The organism is Bartonella phoceensis (assembly GCF_902825145.1).
In the GTDB taxonomy this organism is placed as follows: Bacteria; Pseudomonadota; Alphaproteobacteria; order Rhizobiales; family Rhizobiaceae; genus Bartonella; species Bartonella phoceensis.
This window is the reverse complement of the sequence record NZ_CADEAD010000001.1, coordinates 443208-462519: the sequence shown is the minus strand read 5'-3', so window position 1 is coordinate 462519 and position 19312 is coordinate 443208. Positions and strand designations below refer to the sequence as shown.

Sequence of the window (19312 nt, the reverse complement as noted above, 5' to 3'; positions counted from 1 at the left end):
AATCTTAAGAGACTCCAAGCGCTTTAAGCTTACGGTGTAAAGCTGAACGCTCCATACCTATAAATTCAGCTGTACGCGATATATTTCCACCCAAACGCCCAATCTGTGCTACTAAATATCTCTTTTCAAACAACTCCCGTGCTTCACGTAATGGTAAATCCATTATATTCTCATCTGAGTCCATCTGAATCCGTGGCAAAGAATCACTCACTTCACTAGGGAGAAAATCCGCTGTTATTGGACCATCGCCGTCACGCACAAGAATGAGAAGACGCTCAATATTGTTGCGTAATTGCCGTACATTGCCTGGCCAAGAGTGCGTTTGTAAAATAGCTATCACATCATCACTGACTTCACGTGGCTTAATACCAACCTGCTGCGATATTGTTTTAACAAAATGACGCACAAGTTCTGGAATGTCTTCACGACGCGCTGAAAGTGGTGGAACAGTAATAGGAACAACCGCAAGACGATGAAAAAGATCCTCTCTAAAACGCCCATCAGAAATGAGATTTTCAAGATTCTGCGCGGTTGAAGAAATGATACGAACATCTACTTTGACACGTTTTGTGCCACCAACCCTCTCAAATGTCTGCCCCGTCAAAACTCGAAGAATTTTACCTTGAGTCTCACGTGGCATATCAGCAACTTCATCAAGATATAATATCCCACCATGCGCTTCCTCTAATGCACCGATTTTGCGCTCTCCCCCTTCCATTTCACTGCCAAATAATTCTATTTCCATTCTTTCCGGGGTAATCGTTGCAGCATTTATTGTAACAAATGGCCCATTCGAACGCGTTGAAAGTGCATGAATAGCACGCGCAACCATCTCTTTCCCGGCTCCTGATGGACCTGTAATCATGATGCGACTATTTGTTGGTGCTACTTTTTCTATAATTTGGCGCAAATGTTTTATAACAGTTGATGTCCCGAGCAGTTCCAATGTCTCATTCGAGCGCTTTCGTAATTCTAAAAGTTCACGTTTTAAACTTGAGTTTTCAAGAGTTCGTTCTGCAACCAATACAAGCCGATCAGCTTTAAAAGGTTTTTCAATAAAATCATATGCCCCTCGTTTTATAGCAGAAACAGCAGTCTCAATATTACCATGACCAGAGATCATAACTACGGGAAGAGCAGGATATCGCGTTTTAATTTCATCAAGAAGCGCTAGCCCATCAAGACGACTCCCTTGTAACCAAATATCTAAAAAAATGAGTTTTGGAATACGCTCACTAATTTGTGCTAAAGCTTCGTCAGAATTACAGGCAACACGTGTTTCATAACCTTCATCATCTAAAATGCCAGCAACAAGCTCACGAATATCTGCTTCATCATCAACAATTAAGATATCTGATACCATTCTATTCCCCTATCTTACGACTTGTGGCTTGTGCAATACTACTATGCTTAGCTCCATCCGCCGGAAATATCAAACGGATCATTGCACCACGACCTTCATAAAAACTCTTTGGCGCATCATGCAATTCCATAGAACCACCATGGTCTTCAATAACTTTGCGCACAATGGCCAACCCAAGCCCTGTTCCCTTTTCCCGTGTTGTTATATAAGGTTCTAACAATTTTTGTCTTTGTTCTTTAGGAAGTCCTTTGCCATTATCAATAACATCCACAACTACACATCCTTCTTTGCAATAAGAACGTACAAAAATATGACCGCGGATATTTTCTTCTCGCATAACCGAATCTATAGATTCGCTTGCGTTTTTAATAACATTGCAAAAAGCCTGCACAATGAGACGATTATCAAATGCCCCCACAAGCGGTACGCTTCCCAAGTCTTGCTCAAAATGAATATCATGTCGCGTCACTTCTATCAAAAAACATGCTTCACGCACTAATCCGCGTATATCTAAAACATTCATTTGCGGTTTTGGCATACGTGCAAAAGAAGAAAACTCACCAACCATACGCCCAATATCTCCAACTTGTCTAATAATCGTATCAATACATCGTTCAAAAACTTCCCGATCCTGTGTAATAACATTGTTATAACGTTTACGAATACGTTCAGCCGATAACTGAATAGGCGTAAGAGGATTTTTAATTTCGTGTGCAATACGGCGTGCAATGTCTGCCCATGCTGATGTCCGCTGTGCTGCAACAAGGTCTGTAATATCATCAATCGTTAGAACCCAGGATTGCCCCTGTCCGTCATCTTCTTCCATTGTAATTTGTACATTACAAACGCGTTCCTGTCCTGCCACACTTAAAGTGACCTGCTCACGATGATTCTTACGTTCTAGCGAACGCGCAAACTGAAAAACCTGCCAAATTTCACCACTTAATGATAAAAGACTGTGCCCAATAACTTGTTTAGAGCGAATATCAAACATCGTTTCCATAGACCGATTAATAATTGTAATATCACCATTATCATCAATGCCAGCCACCCCTGCTGTGACACCAGACAAAACAGCTTCAGAAAAACGCCGTCTCTCATCAATTTGGTCACGAACTGCGATCAACTCATTGCGCCGACTTTTGAGTTCACTGACCATGTAATTAAAAGTTTTCGATAACTGCCCAATATCCCCATCCCTTGCGCGGACTGGCACAAAAACTTCCATATTCCCAGAAGCCACATCATCAGCAGCAGTAATAAGAAGACGAATAGGACGTACCAAACGGTCAGCAACAGCAATACCAGCCCAAATGGCTGATAAGAATAAACTAAAAAAAAGACACAGATAAAGCATACCAAACGCAACTTGCGTCAGTAGACGATTTTCATTTAAATCACGATAACGATCTGTATTAACTTCCGTCAAACGCAAAGCAGATAAAACTTCTTTATCAACATCGCGCACCAAATACAAAAATGTATTTGGGATATTGGTAAATTTTAGAATAATGCCAAAATAATCATGAACGCCCGGTTGGAAAGAAAAAGGCCTCTCACTCGTTGCGCGCTCGATAAGATGAGAAGGGGGAATCGGCAGTTTATCCTCATCACCAAGATTACTCGATATAAAAATAGTTCCGCTTGAACTTAACAAAAATGCACCACGCAGATTGCGTCCTATAGCATGACGCGTCAATTGCATCCTATACTCAGCTGGACTCCGCTCTAAAAGCTTTTTATTATCAAGTGCAAATGCCATAGCATAGGATAAATTTTTCAAATTTTGCAGCATTTCATCCGCATAAGCATTTGCTAAATCAATAGAAGAACCCACAATCTGCCGTGTGGTCGTATCAAACCACCGATCAAGCCCTAAATTCAGTGCAGGGCCCGATACAAGAGCCACAGCGACAGCCGGCATCGTTGCGACGAGTGCAAACAATGAAATAAGGCGCACATGAAGACGCGAACCTGCACGCCTGGAACGCCATGCACGAATGATGGGAATCATCTCATAAAAAACAATGATCACAAGCCCTAGAACCCAAACACTATTAATCCCTATAAGAATAAGGGTTACAGTTCTACTGGGAACAACAGACGTTAATCCAATAAGAATGATAAACGAAACAGACGCTGTGAGCAAAGATAACACAATGATTGTGATACCTAAAAAGATATACACCTTACTTAAACGATATAACTCATCGTTAGAAGTATCTTGATCTATATCTTGGAGATTTGTTATAGATGTTGTATTCATGACGAGTTTACGTTGACCTTGTCTCATTGTCCCCATATAACCTCTTGTAATAAAAATTGACAATACCGCATTTTAAAATATAGCCAATCTATCAAAGAGAGAAAGAACTTCTACATTTTCAAAATATGTGTAAATTAAAGTGTGTTCGGTGAAAGTTGATAAGGGAGATGAAATGCGGTTAACCAAACAAACAAATTATGCACTCCGGATGCTTATGTATTGTGCAGAGAATCAGGGATCTCTCAGTCGTATTCCAGAAATTGCCAAGGCATATGCTGTTTCCGAATTTTTTTTATTCAAAATTCTTCAACCACTTGTTGAAGCAGGTTTTATACAAACAGTACGAGGACGTAATGGTGGTGTAAAATTAGCTAAACCCGCAGCAGAGATTTCGGTAGCTGATGTTGTGAAAGTAACAGAAGATAATTTTTCCATGGCAGAATGTTTTGATACTGCAGAATCGAATTGTCCATTGATAGATTTTTGTGGTTTAAATACTGCACTTCAAAAAGCATTAAACGCTTTTTTTGATGCATTGTCAGTGATATCTCTTGCTGATTTAAAACGACCAATCTCTCAAAAAAAATTTAAAGTTGATGACCACAAAACAATAAATTAAGCTATCAAAAAGGAGATTAAACATTTCTATTGCAGCGATAATATTAGCCGCTGGACGCGGTGAAAGGGCAGGATCTCTACAAAAAATTCCAAAACAATACCGACTTCTAGGAAAAGAACCGGTTATTTGTCATACTGTGCGCTGTTTTGTACAGCATCCAGCCATTAAAACGATTGTTCTTGTTATTCATCCAGAAGATCATCACATCTGTGCGCAAGCTATTGCTGATTTTAAAGAGCACCTTATTATTGCTGAAGGAGGGAATACGCGTCAGATGTCCACATTAAATGGGCTTTATGCACTTAAAAATTTTCAGCCTCAATATGTGCATATTCACGATGGTGCACGTCCCTTTATCGAAAACCAACTCCTCGAAAAAATCCATATCACCGTCAACCACCAAGAAGGTGTGCTCCCCGTTCTTGCTGTCTCTGACACCATCAAACGCGTAAATGATACATATCATGTTTTAGAAACGATTCCACGCACCCATCTTTATAGTGCGCAAACCCCGCAGTGTTTTCCCTTTGAAAACATCTTAGCTGCCCATGAAAAAGCAAGACAAGCTTGCAAAAAAGAATTCACTGATGATTCTGCAATTGCCGAATGGTTTGGGATTCCTATGCGTACCGTTCCTGGAGATCCTAACAACATAAAAATTACATGGCACGAAGATTTTAATAATGCATATTTACATCTCAAAAAGAAAATGCAAATGTTCCCTGATATCCGCACCGGCAATGGTTATGATGTTCACTCTTTCGAGGAAGGAACTTCCCTTATACTATGTGGTATAGAAATTCCTTTTCATAAAAAATTAAATGGACACTCTGATGCTGATGTCGCTCTTCACGCATTAACAGATGCCCTTCTTGCTACCCGAGGTGCAGGAGATATAGGTATACATTTTCCTCCTTCTGATCCCCAATGGAAAAATGCATCTTCAGAAATTTTTCTCCGTTATGCTCTTGATATTGTTCAACAGGCAGGAGGGCGTATTGCCAATGTTGATATCACACTGATTGCAGAAGACCCTAAAATCGGCCCCTATCGTCATAGAATGGTAGAAAATCTTATGAATATGCTTACAATTTCACCCGATCGAATCTCTATAAAAGCAACAACAAATGAAAAGCTTGGATTTATTGGTCGTGGCGAAGGCATTGTAGCTTTTGCAACAGCAAGCGTCCTTTATCCAGGAGAAATTCCCTAATGACATATTTTTGTGAAAAACAAGCACGTGAAGTTCTGAAAACTTGTCGCCAAAAAGGTTTACTTTTAACCACTGTCGAATCTTGTACAGGGGGACTTATTGCTGCAAATCTCACCAATATTGCGGGATCATCGGATGTACTTGATTGTGGATTTGTTGTTTATTCAAATGAAGCTAAAACGCGCCTTGTTGGTGTATGTACTGAGCTTATAAAAATCTATGGTGCCGTTTCAAAAGAAGTGGCTCTTGCAATGGCCGAAGGTGGATTAAAATATTCACAAGCCGAAATTGCTGTTTCTGTAACAGGGATCGCTGGCCCAGGAGGAGCAGGTCTCGACAAACCTGTGGGACTTGTACATTTTGCAGTTGCTTATAAAAATCATAAAACTTTACATACAGAAATGCGCTTTGGTAATCTTGATCGTAAGGCTATCCGTTATACAGCCGTTAAAAATGCTTTGAAAATGATCTTACAAGCTCTTCAATGAAATTTCCAACAACTCGATTCTCAGATTTTACATCGCCACAATTACAGCCCATAATTAACGATAGGTGTCATGCAAAAATATCAACTGAACAAATTATGTTGCTGGATATCCATAAATTTGATGTGCACGCTTTTCAAAAGCATCAGTAAACTTATGAAAAGCAATATCAAACATTGAGCCCATCACTAATCCAAGCATCTTGCTTTTAAATTCATAATCAATAAAAAACTCCACATTACACGCATTAGTATTCTCGATATCATGAAAAGCCCAGCGATTTTCAAGATATTTGAACGGACCATCAATATATTTAACCTCTATAAGATTTTTTTCCGACTGAAGAAATACTTGGGTCGTAAAAGTTTCTCGGATAACCTTATAACCAACTGTCATGTCAGCAAGAAGCAATATTTTTTTCCCATATTCTTTGCGAGAACGGATTATCAAAGCCTCACACATTGGTAAAAATTCAGGATAACGCTCAATATCTGCAACAAGATCAAACATTTCACTGGCACTATGGGTGATCTGCCGATGTATTGTAAAAATCGGCATAACTATCTCTGTAAGGCAAATTTTTCATCACGCGCCTTTCGCAAAATCGCAAAATCATCGCCTGCATGATGAGATGAACGCGTCAGAGGATTGGAAGCCATATGTAAAAACCCCTTTACTTTACCAATCTTGGCAAAAGATTCAAATTCTTCAGGAGGCACAAAACGAATAACCGGATGATGTTTTCGGGTAGGCTGCAAATATTGCCCAATTGTCATAAAATCAACATCAGCGGAACGTAAATCATCCATCAATTGAAGAATTTCATTTCGCTCCTCCCCAAGTCCAACCATAATTCCTGACTTTGTGAAGATTGTCGGGTCAAGCTCTTTAACACGTTGTAAAAGCCGAACCGAATGAAAATAACGTGCCCCTGGACGAACCTTTAAATATTTAGAAGGAACTGTTTCCAAATTATGATTAAAAACATCGGGTTTAGCGGCAACAACAGTTTCTAAAGCTCCATCCTTATGGCGAAAATCAGGTGTGAGAACTTCAATTGTTGTCTTGGGAGTTTTTCGACGAATAGCATAAATAACTTTCGCAAAATGCTCAGCACCACCATCTGCAAGATCATCACGATCAACCGATGTAATAACGACATGCTTTAATCTCATCTGTGCAACAGCATCTGCAACACGTTCTGGCTCATTATCGTCAACAGCAAGCGGAATACCTGTTGCAACATTGCAAAACGCACACGCCCGCGTACATATTTCACCCAAAATCATAAAACTGGCGTGCCGCTGGCTCCAACACTCACCAACATTTGGGCAACCTGCTTCTTCACATACGGTTACTAATTTATGAGAACGCACAATACCATGCGTTTCCCTATATACCGGTGATGTTGGTGCTTTTACACGAATCCAATCCGGTTTTTTTTGAATGCTTGTATCCGGACGATGTGCCTTTTCAGGATGACGTAAACGTCTATTCGTAACTTTATCAACAACCGTAACCATTTAAGCCTTTTGTCTTATCAATATGGAATGTCAATGAAAAATGGAACACAAAATTTTTCATACAGTCCAGTCATCAAGCATTTAAAACTTTACCATAAGCATCCAATACACTTTCTTTCATCATTTCCGATAAGGTCGGATGTGGAAAGACAGTATGCATCAATTCTTCCTCGGTTGTTTCAAGATTCATGGCAATGACAAAACCTTGAATCAATTCTGTTACCTCTGCCCCTACCATATGTGCACCAAGAAGCTGTCCTGTTTTTCTATCAAAAATCGTTTTTACTAATCCCTGATCCTCACCTAACGCGATAGCTTTGCCATTCGCTGAAAAGGAATAACGACCAACACGTATATCATAACCTGCTTCTTTCGCAGCTGCTTCAGAAAGCCCTACAGAGGCGACTTGCGGTGTGCAATATGTACAGCCTGGAATTTTTCTTTTATCAAGCGGATGCGTATTCTCCAAACTTGCAAGATGTTCAATGCATATCACGCCTTCTTCTTCTGCTTTATGTGCCAACATAGGGGGGCCAGCGACATCACCAATAGCATAGATTCCCTCTACACCTGTCCAACTCCATTCATCAGTCACAATGCATCCACGATCGGTTTTTACACCTAGCTCCTCTAACCCCAGATTCTTAATATTACCCTGAACCCCAACAGCTGAAATCAATCGATCAGCTGTGATTGTTTCTCTCTTACCCTTAACATCAATATGTGCAGTAATAGAATCGGCAGCTTTTTCAACCTTTGTTACTTTGGCTTGGCTTAGAATGTGAATGCCTTTTTTCTCTAACTGTCTACGAGCAAATGTCGAAATTTCAATATCTTCAGCCGGCATGATGTGAGGCATCATTTCAACAACCGTGACTTTTGCTCCCATATTATGATAAAAAGAAGCAAATTCAATGCCAATCGCCCCAGATCCCATCACCAAAAGTGATTTTGGTATTGTGCGGGGAATCATAGCTTCAAAATAAGTCCAAATAAGCTGTCCATCTGGCTCAATACCGGGAAGAGAACGAGGACGTGCACCCGTTGCAATAATGATATGCTTTGCTTGATAAGCTCCCTCTCCTAATGTTCCTTTAGGTACTGGATTTTGCGGTTGCATAATTGGCTTGGATGATGAAGAAACCACAATCTCTGCAAGCTGTCCCCCTTTCGCTTTCTTAGTAAGCTTTGCTTCACCCCAGATAATATCGATTTTGTTTTTTTTCATCAAAAAACCAACACCAGCACTTAAACGTGCTGAAACTGCGCGCGAACGTGCCACAACATCTTTTATATTTGCCTCAATCGAACCATTAAGCTTGAGACCATAATCTTGCGCATGTTCAGCAAAATGCTTCATTTCCGCTGAACGCAAAAGTGCTTTTGTTGGAATACATCCCCAATTTAAGCAAATCCCACCGAGATGTTCACGCTCAACAATCGCAGTCTTGAAACCACATTGCGCCGCACGGATCGCGGTTACATACCCGCCAGGTCCCGATCCAATCACAATTACATCATAAAGATTCGCCACCGCAATCCCTCCATGGATATACACAAAACGGATACGCACTATTTGCGCTTAAAACTAAAAAACAATATGATAGAATTTTCTTGTGTTTTTCATTCTAAGCTTCACATAAATGCTTTTTCTAAATCAGAAGCAGCAGTAACACCGCCCTTAAAATTTTTTAAATCTGCTTTTATCACATTAACATACCACACGTATAAATAATCTATGCGAACAACTTTTACACAGCTCAAATGAGCATCGCTAAGGGATTCTCAACCATCTTCTTAAAAGTCTGCGCAAGCTCTGCTGCGAGTGCACCATCAACAGCACGATGATCAGCAGAAAGTGTAACAGACATGACTGTTGCAATCACTAAAGCACCATTTTTAACAACAGCACGCTGTTCACCCGCACCAATAGCAAAAATTGTCGCATGCGGTGGATTAAGTATAGCAGAAAAACTTTTCACACCATACATCCCCATATTTGATACAGCTGTTGTTCCTCCTTGATATTCTTCCATTTTTAATTTGCGCTCACGTGCACGCTTTGCAAAATCCTTCATCTCATTAGAAATAATCGATAAAGACTTTTCTTCTGCATGACGAACAATGGGAGTAATTAATCCATCCGGAACAGAAACAGCCACCCCCACATCACAGTGTTTGTGCTGAAGTATTCCACCTTCAAGCCAAGAAACATTCGCATCGGGAACCACCTTCAAAGAGAGCGCAACAGCTTTAATAACCATATCATTAACGGAAAGCTTATAAGCAGGCCTTGGTCCTTCTTGCGTCTTAACCATTGGTGCCGCAGCATTCAATTGCATACGAAGTTCTAGTAATGCATTGAGTTCACAATCTACTGTTACATAGAAATGTGGTACTGTCTGCTTTGATTCAACCAAACGCTTAGCAATTGTTTTACGCATATTATTATGAGGGGTGAATATATATTCATCCTCTTTGAAGAGTTTCAGTATCTGTTCATCAGACACACTTGATACTATCGACTGTCTGATTTGTGATGAACCAGAATCTTCAAGAGCACCACCACTCGCGGCTTTTTCTACATCACGCTTGATAATACGCCCATGGGGACCACTTCCGGAAATAAGGGATAAATCGAGACCATGCTGAGCTGCTAATCGCCGCGCTAAGGGAGAAGAAAAAAGACGTATACTCTTTTTATCTTGCTGCACCACTTGTTGAACCGATGACACATGAGATATCTGTGTTGTCTTTGGATCTGTCTGTTTTGCATCCTCTAATTCTTTGCTTGCAAAAGAGGAAGAAGCCTCTTCTGCTGCCTTTGCAGCCTCAGCTAAATCCTCACCCTCTTCTGCTAGAACAATAATTAAACTATTCACTTTAACGCCTTGTGTTCCAGCAGGAACAACGATCTTAGCGACAATTCCCTCATCAACAGCCTCGACTTCCATCGTCGCCTTATCGGTCTCAATTTCAGCAATAACATCACCAGAAGAAACTTTATCACCTACCTTAACATTCCATTTTGATAAATTTCCTTCTTCCATCGTTGGGGAAAGCGAAGGCATTGTAATTTTAATGGGCATAGTGCTTTCCTCCGTTATGCTTCATAAGTCACAGCCTTAACTGCCACAACAATTTCAGCAATGTTTGGCAAAGCCAACTTTTCAAGATTGGCAGCATAAGGCATCGGAACATCTTTACCAGAAATTGTAGCAACTGGCGCATCAAGATAGTCAAAAGCCTGCTGCATAACACGCGTCGCTATTTCAGTTCCGACAGATGATTGAGGATACCCCTCTTCAACTGTTACCAAACGACCTGTTTTTTTAACTGAAGAAACAATTGTTGGAAGATCCATTGGGCGAATAGTTCGCAAATCAATCAATTCAACATCAATACCAAATTTTTCAATTTCAGGCAACGCTTGAATTGCATAATGCATTCCAATCCCACATGCAACGATCGTAACATCTTGTCCCGATTTATGAATCCGTGCACGACCAATAGGTAAAACAAAATCATCTATTTGAGGAACGTCAAATTGATGACCATATAAAATCTCATTTTCAAGGAAAATAACAGGATTATCATCACGAATAGCAGCTTTTAGCAAACCTTTTGCATCTGCTGCACTATAAGGCATGACAACCTTAAGACCCGGCACATGACCATACCAAGCAGCATAGCACTGAGAATGCTGAGCACCAACACGTGCAGCAGCACCATTGGGACCACGAAAAACCATAGGAGCAGTCATTTGTCCACCAGACATATAACGGGTTTTTGCAGCAGAGTTAATAATTTGATCAATTGCCTGCATCGCAAAATTAAACGTCATAAACTCGACAATGGGACGTAACCCTCCAAATGCAGCACCAACAGCCAATCCTGCAAAACCGTGTTCTGTAATTGGTGTATCAATAACTCGGCGTGCACCAAACTCCTCTAATAAACCTTGGCTCACTTTATAAGCACCTTGATATTGCGCTACTTCTTCTCCCAATAGGAAAACCATTTCATCACGCCGCATTTCTTCAGCCATGGCCTGATTAAGCGCTTCACGCACCGTCATTGTAACCATCTGTGTCCCTGCTGGAATATCAAAATCAGGAACAGTATCCAAAATGGGACGCTCTGGCACTGATGAAGAAAAAGAAGAAGATCCACTACCGGTTTTCTGTTGTGTATTTAAAGAATCGGTATTTTGTGAAATACTCTCAACACTTTCACCTTCTTCCAACAACACCGCAATCACAGTATTAACCTTCACACCTTCAGAACCTTCAAGCACACAAATTTTACCAAGAGTGCCTTCATCAACAGCCTCTACTTCCATCATCGCTTTATCTGTTTCAACTTCAGCAATGATATCACCAGAGTTAATTTTATCACCTTCTTTCTTGAGCCATTTGGATAATTTACCTTCTTCCATTGTTGGTGAAAGCGCTGGCATCAAAATATTAATAGACATACTCGCTTCCTTCGCATCAAATTAAAACATCAGTATAGAGCTCAGAAGCATCTGGCTCTTGATCCTTTTGCGCAAAATCTGCCGCATCCGCAACAATCGCACGCACCTCTTTGTCAATAGACTTTAAATCGTCCTCACTTGCAAAGCCTTGTCGAAGGATTCGATTCTTCACCTGATCAATCGGATCGTGCTCTTCTTTTATTTTCTGAACTTCTTCTTTTGAACGATACTTTGCTGGATCAGACATAGAATGGCCACGATAGCGATAAGTCTGCATATCAAGAATGATCGGTCCTTTACCCGAACGCGTCCAAGAAATTGCTTCATCAGCAGCTCCTTTTACTGCACGAACATCCATACCATCAACAATAATACCTGGAATTTCAAAAGAAAGACCACGACGAGAAAAATCAGTATCTGCCGATGCACGCGCAACAGATGTTCCCATAGCATACTGATTATTTTCAATAATATAAATAACAGGAAGCTTCCAAAGTGAAGCCATATTAAAACTTTCGTAAACCTGTCCCTGATTGGCAGCACCATCACCAAAATACACCAATGTCACATTATCTTTACCAAGGTACTGATTCGAAAATGCCAAACCAGAACCTATTGGAACCTGTGCACCAACAATGCCATGCCCACCATAAAAATTCTTTTCTTTAGAAAACATATGCATCGATCCCCCTTTCCCCTTGGAAAAGCCTCCTTGACGCCCCGTTAGTTCTGCCATAACACCACGTGGACTCATCCCAACCGCCAACATATGACCATGATCACGGTAAGAGGTGATAACCTGATCACCTTTTTTAGCTGCCTTCAATGTTCCAATAACAACAGCTTCCTGTCCAATGTAGAGATGACAAAAACCACCAATAAGCCCCATGCCATAAAGTTGTCCTGCCTTTTCTTCAAAACGACGAATTAAAAGCATCTCACGATAAGCATCAATTTCTTCTTGTGTTGTAAAATGCGCTATTGGTGCCCTCTTCGTGGTGTTTGATAATGCAGTGTGCGACACCGACGCAGAACCTTTTTTAGACCTTTCTGCCATACTAAACTCCCTTTTATGATTGTTAGGAATAACCTTTACAAACGCAAGTTACAAGTATTATCAATTAGCTCAAACACTATCATAGGAAATTGTTTTAAAATATTTTTTGAAACCAAGTGATTTCTCATTCACTTTTAATATCATTTACAAGGAGTTAGGATTGTCAGTTCATTTGGCTTAGAAAAATTTAAATTTTTTCGAATATACTCATCCAACATATCTCTTTCAATATGCCCATTGCGTAAAAGAGAGATACGCTTTTCAATGGATATCCGTTCAGATTCTACTTTGTTAAGTTCCTTTTCTAATTCAATAATATGTTGATTAACCTCACGGCGTGAATACAACCCGTACTCACCGTGATAAATGTGATAACTGAAATAACTCAAAACTCCCACCGTCATAAACGGCAGTACAAAGCGCATTTTGATTGATCTGCGTTTCTGCTTTGTCCACATAAAATAGCACAGTCTTTATAGCATAACCCTCTTAATATTTCGCCTAACTATGCATAATTTTGATTAATACCTCATTACCAAATAGCTACAAAAATAATTTCCTACTATACATTATACCCCAAAAGATCTGCCATATCAGCCAATCGTTACACCTATATACATACTTATTGATAATTTGGATTTTATACCCGTCTTTATCTCTAAAACTCCCCATTAAAATAACGATAAAATCAATAAATGCCCAAGGTATAATTAAGCATTGCCAAAAAAGCAAACAATCGCCAACATCAATCTTTATTGTCGTCACTGGTTCTCAAATGCTATAGAGAAAATAGATTTAATGGCATCACCTTCACATATAAAATCAATGCTATCCCCTACTATTGCTGCATTTTTCCCAACTGATCCCAACCCGTAAATTTATAGCGATTACTATCACCAACCGCAATAAGACGAGCTCCTTGATCCTGACTGATAATCACACCTTCCATCTTTCAGCATCTATAACGCTGTTCCTCACATGTCATCTATAAAGAGGTTATTTTTAATTTGATAATATGCTAATTAACCTCACAGCGGAAACACAATCCGTACTTGCCGTGATAAATGTGAAATTAAAATAGTTTAAAATCCGCCAATAATCCATCCCCCCACTGCCATAAATAGAAACACAAAACACACTTTCATTGCCCCATGTCCCTATTTTGCCCCATAAGATAGCACCATATCTTGCAATATTTTTTATTTAATCATGTATCATTTTTACTCATATCTCATCATCAAATACATATAGCTGAGGAATCTGATATCATATACTCAGCACATTTACCGCAAAGAAACCAAACGATGCTACTTGCTCTCTATATTTATATTACAATATACAATTTCTACCAATGTATAATTTGCTTCCCATCTTTGTCAGTAAACTTCCCAGCGACAATGATTACAAAATCAATAATTGCCCAAACCCCTGTAATCATTAAACCGATAACCGTTAGAGACAGAACAAGCATTAAAGCACCAGTTTTCACTCTACCAACCATAAAACGATGAACACCAAATATACCAGTGAACCAACAAATGAGTGCTAACATGACTTTTGAAAGCTCTGAATCTTTTTGCAACAATGGAAAAACAGAATTAATACTATCCTCTTCACACACAAAATCAATGGTATCACCTACCCTGGGTGGATTTTTTCCTAACCAATCCCAGGTTGCAAACTGATAACGCTTACCATCATCACCCGAAACGAGGTAGTTCCCCTGATCCTGACTAATAATTATACCTCTCATATTTGAACACCTATAAAATCGTTGCGTATATGTTTGATAAAAGAGTTAAATTCTATAATATAAATTACATCAATTTAAAATCTTATATCCATAATTATCGACGATGAAAATTACCAGCATAACATGCCTGATTTCCTAGCATTTCTTCAATACGAATGAGCTGATTATATTTTGCTAATCTATCCGAACGTGCAAGAGAGCCCGTTTTAATCTGCCCACAATTTGTTGCAACAGCAAGATCTGCAATAAAAGAATCTTCCGTTTCACCTGAACGGTGAGATATAATGGCACGATAACCTGCTTTATGCGCCGTTTCTACAGCGTCAAGCGTTTCACTCAATGTGCCAATCTGATTCACTTTAATAAGAATAGAATTGGCTGCTCCCATTTCGATACCATCACGCAAACGTGCAGAGTTTGTTACAAATAAATCATCGCCAACAAGTTGACATTTTTTACCAATCGAATCCGTAAGTAATTTCCAGCCTTCCCAATCATCCTCAGCCATCCCATCCTCAATTGTAATAATGGGATAAGTTTCAACAAGTCGCGCCAAATAATCTACCTGTTCCTGGACATCACGACATTTCCCCTCACCTTTATAAAAATACGAACCGTTTTTATAAAATTCCGTTGAAGCACAATCTAAACCAAGAGCAATCTGTTCACCTGGTTTATATCCACACGCTATTACAGATTCCATAATAAAATCAATCACCTGCTCCGCACCTTTAAATTGGGGAGCAAAACCACCTTCATCACCAACATTAGTATTATGGCCTGCATTTTTTAGACGTTTCCTTAATACATGAAAAACTTCAGCTCCATAGCGAACTGCTTCTTTCACTGTAGATGCTCCTACAGGAATAATCATAAATTCCTGAAAATCAATTGGATTATCAGCATGAACACCACCATTAATAATATTCATCATAGGTGTCGGAAGAACACGTGCTTGTACACCACCAATATAACGATACAACGGCAAACCTAATGATTCCGCAGCAGCCTTTGCAACAGCCAATGACACACCAAGAAGCGCATTAGCACCAAGACGCGCCTTGTTTGGTGTTCCATCCAAGGCAATCATTGCTTGATCAATAGCGATTTGATTTCTTGCATCTCGTCCACCAAGCTCTTCAAGAATTTCACCATTCACTGCAGAGACTGCTTTTTCAACGCCTTTTCCTTGATAGCGTATGCCACCATCACGAAGCTCTATAGCTTCATGTACTCCTGTCGATGCTCCTGAAGGGACAAGAGCGCGACCAAAAGCGCCATTTTCCAAATGAACATCAACCTCTACCGTTGGATTGCCTCGGCTATCAAGTACTTCACGTCCAATAATATCGACAATTATAGTCATGTGCGTTTCCTTATCCAACAAAAGTCTTGATTCATTTTAAGCTCCATAATGAGACAATATTCTCTCTATTCAATTCATCTTTTTTGACAGATAATCAAACTCCATTAAAGTCTCAAGAAGCCTTTGTAAATGATCAATTTTAACCATATTAGGTCCATCAGAAGGGGCATTATCAGGATCTTGATGTGTTTCTAAGAAAATGCCTGCCACCCCTACAGAAACAGCTGCACGCGCTAAAACTTCAACAAATTGACGCTGTCCACCAGATGAATCACCTTGACCACCCGGTTCTTGAACAGAATGTGTTGCATCAAAAATAACAGGAGCACCCAATGAACGCAAAATAGGCAATGAACGCATATCAGAAATAAGCCGGTTATAACCAAATGAAGTGCCTCGTTCACAAATCATAACATTCGGATTCCCGCTTTGTGTGACCTTTTTTAACACATTTTCCATATCCCACGGGGCTAAAAACTGACCTTTTTTAATATTGATAATACATCCCGTTCTAGCAGCCGCTATCAAAAGATCTGTTTGACGACATAAAAAAGCAGGAATTTGCAAAATATCTACCGTAGAAGCAACAACCATGCATTGCTCTTCTGTATGCACATCGGTCAAGACCGGACAATCAAACTCTTTCTTCAAATCAGAAAAAATAGTCATTGCTTTTTCAAGACCAATACCACGTGCCGCACCCAAAGATGTTCTATTGGCTTTATCGTAACTCGATTTATAAACAAACCCAATGCCAACTTGATCTGCAATTGTCTTAATCCGACCAGCCATTTCAAAAGCATGATCTCGACTTTCCATCTGACATGGTCCCGCAATTAAGGAAAGAGATGCTTCATTTGAAAAAATAACATTTCCCACTTTCACAATGGTATTTGGTTTAGACATTTTATTCCTCAAAAAACAAATAACCCCATTTATGAACTAAACCAATCGACTTTGTTCTATAGTGGCTTCAATAAAAGAAGTAAAAAGTGGGTGTGGATCAAATGGACGTGATTTCAGTTCTGGATGATATTGAACACCAATAAACCATGGATGATCTACATATTCTATTGTTTCAGGCAAAATACCATCGGGAGACATACCAGAAAAAATCAAACCACACTGTTCTAACTTGTCTTTATAATCAACATTTACTTCATAACGATGACGATGTCGCTCGCTAATCCTTGTCATCCCGTAAATCTTGGCGATATGGCTATTTTCTTTTAATTCGGCAGCAAAAGCACCAAGACGCATTGTACCACCAAGATTGCTACATTGTGTACGTTTCTCAAGAATATCCCCTTTGAGCCATTCCCTCATAAGACCTACAATCGGATTTTTGGTTTCGCAAAATTCACTTGATGAAGCATTCTCAATCTTTGCGATATTGCGTGCAGCTTCTATACAAGCCAATTGCATGCCAAAACAAATACCTAAAAATGGAACTTTACGCTCCCGCGCGAATTGAATTGCTCGCATTTTTCCTTCTGTTCCACGCGCTCCGAAAGCACCAGGTACAAGAATCCCATGAACCTTTTGTAAAGTAGATGTAGGATCTTCTCTTTCAAAAAGCTCTGCATCAATCCATTCAATATTAACCTTCACTTTATTGGCTAAACCACCATGGGCAATTGCCTCGGTAAGAGATTTGTAAGCATCCTTCAATCCGGTATATTTCCCTACAACAGCAATTGTAACTTCTCCTTCGGGATGGTGAATCCGATGTGTAATATCTTCCCAATGATCCATTTTAGGCTTAGATGTCGGATTCATTCCAAAAGCAGCAAGAACTTCTGAATCCAACCCCTCTTTATGGTACGCTATGGGAACATCATAAATCGTTGGCATATCCAATGCCTGAATAACTGCACTGGGACGAACATTACAAAAAAGGGACAATTTGCTCCGCTCTGTTTCTGGAATAGGCCGATCCGCACGTACCAACAAAATATCAGGAGCAATACCAACTGATTGTAATTCTTTAACAGAATGTTGTGTTGGTTTGGTCTTTAATTCTCCCGCTGAAAGAATATAGGGCATTAATGTGAGATGTACATAAATAACACTTTGCCTCGGTAATTCATTGTGAAGCTGACGAATCGCTTCTAGAAAAGGCATTGCTTCAATATCACCAACTGTTCCACCTATTTCACACAAAACAAAGTCAAATTCTTCGTTTTCTGTCGTAATAAATCTCTTAATTTCATCGGTAACATGAGGAATAACCTGCACTGTTGCCCCCAAATAATCACCACGCCGTTCTCGTTCAATGATATTGCGATAAATACGCCCTGTTGTGATATTATCTTGGCTATTTGCAGAACACCCTGTAAAACGCTCATAATGGCCAAGATCAAGATCGGTTTCTGCACCATCATCGGTCACAAAAACTTCGCCATGCTGATAAGGCGACATCGTACCCGGATCAACATTCAAATAAGGATCAAGTTTGCGAAGCCGCACACGATATCCACGAGCCTGTAATAATGCAGCTAACGCTGCTGCAGCAATGCCCTTTCCCAGAGAAGAAACCACACCACCAGTAATAAAAATATAACGTGCCATGGGCCTATGGTGATAAGCGGTTTATAATAATTTTTCCAGCAAAAAATGCAAAAAGAAACTATTTTTCTTCTATAAAATAAAAAAGGTAAAAAATCACCTTTTAAAAAATCTATACTTTCTTGAAAAAATTACTTTGCATCATCATTCAGAACTGGATTTTCAAGAATCGGTGGAACAGGACTTTCAGTTTTAGGATTTGTAGGCTGTTTTTGTTCCTGAGGTGAAACCGAAGCACCTCCCAGCTGTTCAAGAATAGAAGGCTGAGACTCACCTCCTGAGGATGGTACTGCTCCTGGAATACCTTTATTTTCAGAGTTTTGTTTTGAATTAACAGGTATACGCTTAAGAATATCAGAACTGGAGTTCGATATATTCCCCACAACGGTAAGTCCAATGGACACTGTAAAAAAGCAACATGCCAAAATAGCGGTTAAACGTGTTAACGGATTTCTGGACCCACGCACCCTCATCAACCCAGAACCGTTACTTACACCGAACCCACCACCTTCCGAAGGTTGAATAAGTATAACACCCACCAAAGCAATAACAACCAAAAAATGAATAACAATAAGTACTGTTTGCATAAACCCTGCTCTTTAAATAACTTTTCATGGCTATT

The 19312-nt window shown here is 39.7% G+C and carries 17 protein-coding genes; 3 read left to right on the top strand and 14 right to left on the bottom strand.

Going from position 1 to position 19312, the window contains the following annotated elements; all coding sequences use genetic code 11:
* Nucleotides 1-4: 4 nt before the first annotated feature.
* Nucleotides 5-1363 (bottom strand): nitrogen assimilation response regulator NtrX, encoded by a 1359-nt coding sequence (gene ntrX, locus J7R07_RS02110; RefSeq protein WP_208435267.1) that lies wholly within the window; start codon nucleotides 1361-1363, stop codon nucleotides 5-7.
* A 1-nt stretch (nucleotide 1364) separates the two neighbouring features.
* Nucleotides 1365-3629, bottom strand: coding sequence for a sensor histidine kinase NtrY-like (locus J7R07_RS02105; RefSeq protein WP_208435314.1), 2265 nt, complete (start codon nucleotides 3627-3629; stop codon nucleotides 1365-1367).
* Nucleotides 3630-3801: 172 nt separating this feature from the next.
* On the opposite strand from J7R07_RS02105, the gene rirA reads away from it, so the two are divergent.
* The 3 genes from rirA to J7R07_RS02090 are packed head-to-tail and all read left to right on the top strand — an operon-like array spanning nucleotide 3802 to nucleotide 5949.
* The gene (rirA, locus tag J7R07_RS02100; RefSeq protein ID WP_208435313.1) at nucleotides 3802-4248 is read left to right on the top strand and encodes an iron-responsive transcriptional regulator RirA; all 447 of its coding nucleotides are present in this window, start codon (nucleotides 3802-3804) and stop codon (nucleotides 4246-4248) included.
* Between the two features lie 22 nt (nucleotides 4249-4270).
* Nucleotides 4271-5461, top strand: coding sequence for a bifunctional 2-C-methyl-D-erythritol 4-phosphate cytidylyltransferase/2-C-methyl-D-erythritol 2,4-cyclodiphosphate synthase (locus J7R07_RS02095; RefSeq protein WP_208435312.1), 1191 nt, complete (start codon nucleotides 4271-4273; stop codon nucleotides 5459-5461).
* Nucleotides 5461-5949 (top strand): CinA family protein, encoded by a 489-nt coding sequence (locus tag J7R07_RS02090; protein ID WP_208435266.1) that lies wholly within the window; start codon nucleotides 5461-5463, stop codon nucleotides 5947-5949. The genes J7R07_RS02095 and J7R07_RS02090 overlap by 1 nt, the downstream gene beginning before the upstream one ends.
* Nucleotides 5950-6042: 93 nt before the next feature.
* Here the strand turns inward: J7R07_RS02090 and J7R07_RS02085 are convergent, their stop codons facing one another.
* From J7R07_RS02085 to secG, 12 genes are all read right to left on the bottom strand, one after another.
* Nucleotides 6043-6504, bottom strand: coding sequence for a type II toxin-antitoxin system RatA family toxin (locus J7R07_RS02085; RefSeq protein ID WP_208435265.1), 462 nt, complete (start codon nucleotides 6502-6504; stop codon nucleotides 6043-6045).
* 2 nt (nucleotides 6505-6506) lie between these two features.
* A complete protein-coding gene (lipA, locus tag J7R07_RS02080; protein ID WP_208435264.1) occupies nucleotides 6507-7469 on the bottom strand; it encodes a lipoyl synthase in 963 nt (320 codons plus the stop codon).
* Nucleotides 7470-7542: 73 nt separating this feature from the next.
* The gene (gene lpdA, locus J7R07_RS02075) at nucleotides 7543-9003 is read right to left on the bottom strand and encodes a dihydrolipoyl dehydrogenase (RefSeq protein WP_208435311.1); all 1461 of its coding nucleotides are present in this window, start codon (nucleotides 9001-9003) and stop codon (nucleotides 7543-7545) included.
* A gap of 226 nt (nucleotides 9004-9229) precedes the next feature.
* Nucleotides 9230-10558 carry a pyruvate dehydrogenase complex dihydrolipoamide acetyltransferase gene (locus J7R07_RS02070; protein ID WP_208435263.1) on the bottom strand — a complete coding sequence of 443 codons (1329 nt, stop codon included), beginning with the start codon at nucleotides 10556-10558 and terminating at the stop codon, nucleotides 9230-9232.
* Nucleotides 10559-10572: 14 nt separating this feature from the next.
* The gene (locus J7R07_RS02065) at nucleotides 10573-11946 is read right to left on the bottom strand and encodes a pyruvate dehydrogenase complex E1 component subunit beta (protein WP_208435262.1); all 1374 of its coding nucleotides are present in this window, start codon (nucleotides 11944-11946) and stop codon (nucleotides 10573-10575) included.
* 16 nt (nucleotides 11947-11962) lie between these two features.
* On the bottom strand, nucleotides 11963-13003 hold the full coding sequence (pdhA, locus tag J7R07_RS02060) for a pyruvate dehydrogenase (acetyl-transferring) E1 component subunit alpha (protein WP_208435261.1): 1041 nt from the start codon (nucleotides 13001-13003) through the stop codon (nucleotides 11963-11965).
* A 140-nt stretch (nucleotides 13004-13143) separates the two neighbouring features.
* On the bottom strand, nucleotides 13144-13461 hold the full coding sequence (locus J7R07_RS02055; RefSeq protein ID WP_208435260.1) for an FtsB family cell division protein: 318 nt from the start codon (nucleotides 13459-13461) through the stop codon (nucleotides 13144-13146).
* A gap of 887 nt (nucleotides 13462-14348) precedes the next feature.
* Nucleotides 14349-14756, bottom strand: coding sequence for a TM2 domain-containing protein (locus J7R07_RS02045; RefSeq protein ID WP_208435259.1), 408 nt, complete (start codon nucleotides 14754-14756; stop codon nucleotides 14349-14351).
* 94 nt (nucleotides 14757-14850) lie between these two features.
* Nucleotides 14851-16122, bottom strand: coding sequence for a phosphopyruvate hydratase (gene eno / locus J7R07_RS02040; protein WP_208435258.1), 1272 nt, complete (start codon nucleotides 16120-16122; stop codon nucleotides 14851-14853).
* A gap of 69 nt (nucleotides 16123-16191) precedes the next feature.
* Complete coding sequence (gene kdsA, locus J7R07_RS02035; protein WP_208435257.1) at nucleotides 16192-17028, bottom strand: 3-deoxy-8-phosphooctulonate synthase; 837 nt, start codon at nucleotides 17026-17028, stop codon at nucleotides 16192-16194.
* 36 nt (nucleotides 17029-17064) lie between these two features.
* A complete protein-coding gene (gene pyrG, locus J7R07_RS02030; protein WP_208435256.1) occupies nucleotides 17065-18693 on the bottom strand; it encodes a CTP synthase in 1629 nt (542 codons plus the stop codon).
* 128 nt (nucleotides 18694-18821) lie between these two features.
* On the bottom strand, nucleotides 18822-19277 hold the full coding sequence (gene secG, locus J7R07_RS02025) for a preprotein translocase subunit SecG (RefSeq protein WP_208435255.1): 456 nt from the start codon (nucleotides 19275-19277) through the stop codon (nucleotides 18822-18824).
* Nucleotides 19278-19312: the final 35 nt, after the last annotated feature.

What these genes read in the sequence shown, in the direction of transcription:
- J7R07_RS02070 (WP_208435263.1), bottom strand. Translation starts at nt 10,558, where the DNA reads ATGCCCATTAAAATTACAATGCCTTCGCTTTCCCCAACGATGGAAGAA.
- J7R07_RS02055 (WP_208435260.1), bottom strand. Translation starts at nt 13,461, where the DNA reads ATGTGGACAAAGCAGAAACGCAGATCAATCAAAATGCGCTTTGTACTG.
- ntrX (WP_208435267.1), bottom strand. Translation starts at nt 1,363, where the DNA reads ATGGTATCAGATATCTTAATTGTTGATGATGAAGCAGATATTCGTGAG.
- J7R07_RS02085 (WP_208435265.1), bottom strand. Translation starts at nt 6,504, where the DNA reads ATGCCGATTTTTACAATACATCGGCAGATCACCCATAGTGCCAGTGAA.
- pdhA (WP_208435261.1), bottom strand. Translation starts at nt 13,003, where the DNA reads ATGGCAGAAAGGTCTAAAAAAGGTTCTGCGTCGGTGTCGCACACTGCA.
- rirA (WP_208435313.1), top strand. Translation starts at nt 3,802, where the DNA reads ATGCGGTTAACCAAACAAACAAATTATGCACTCCGGATGCTTATGTAT.
- pyrG (WP_208435256.1), bottom strand. Translation starts at nt 18,693, where the DNA reads ATGGCACGTTATATTTTTATTACTGGTGGTGTGGTTTCTTCTCTGGGA.
- J7R07_RS02105 (WP_208435314.1), bottom strand. Translation starts at nt 3,629, where the DNA reads ATGAATACAACATCTATAACAAATCTCCAAGATATAGATCAAGATACT.
- eno (WP_208435258.1), bottom strand. Translation starts at nt 16,122, where the DNA reads ATGACTATAATTGTCGATATTATTGGACGTGAAGTACTTGATAGCCGA.
- J7R07_RS02045 (WP_208435259.1), bottom strand. Translation starts at nt 14,756, where the DNA reads ATGAGAGGTATAATTATTAGTCAGGATCAGGGGAACTACCTCGTTTCG.
- lipA (WP_208435264.1), bottom strand. Translation starts at nt 7,469, where the DNA reads ATGGTTACGGTTGTTGATAAAGTTACGAATAGACGTTTACGTCATCCT.
- J7R07_RS02090 (WP_208435266.1), top strand. Translation starts at nt 5,461, where the DNA reads ATGACATATTTTTGTGAAAAACAAGCACGTGAAGTTCTGAAAACTTGT.
- J7R07_RS02065 (WP_208435262.1), bottom strand. Translation starts at nt 11,946, where the DNA reads ATGTCTATTAATATTTTGATGCCAGCGCTTTCACCAACAATGGAAGAA.
- secG (WP_208435255.1), bottom strand. Translation starts at nt 19,277, where the DNA reads ATGCAAACAGTACTTATTGTTATTCATTTTTTGGTTGTTATTGCTTTG.
- kdsA (WP_208435257.1), bottom strand. Translation starts at nt 17,028, where the DNA reads ATGTCTAAACCAAATACCATTGTGAAAGTGGGAAATGTTATTTTTTCA.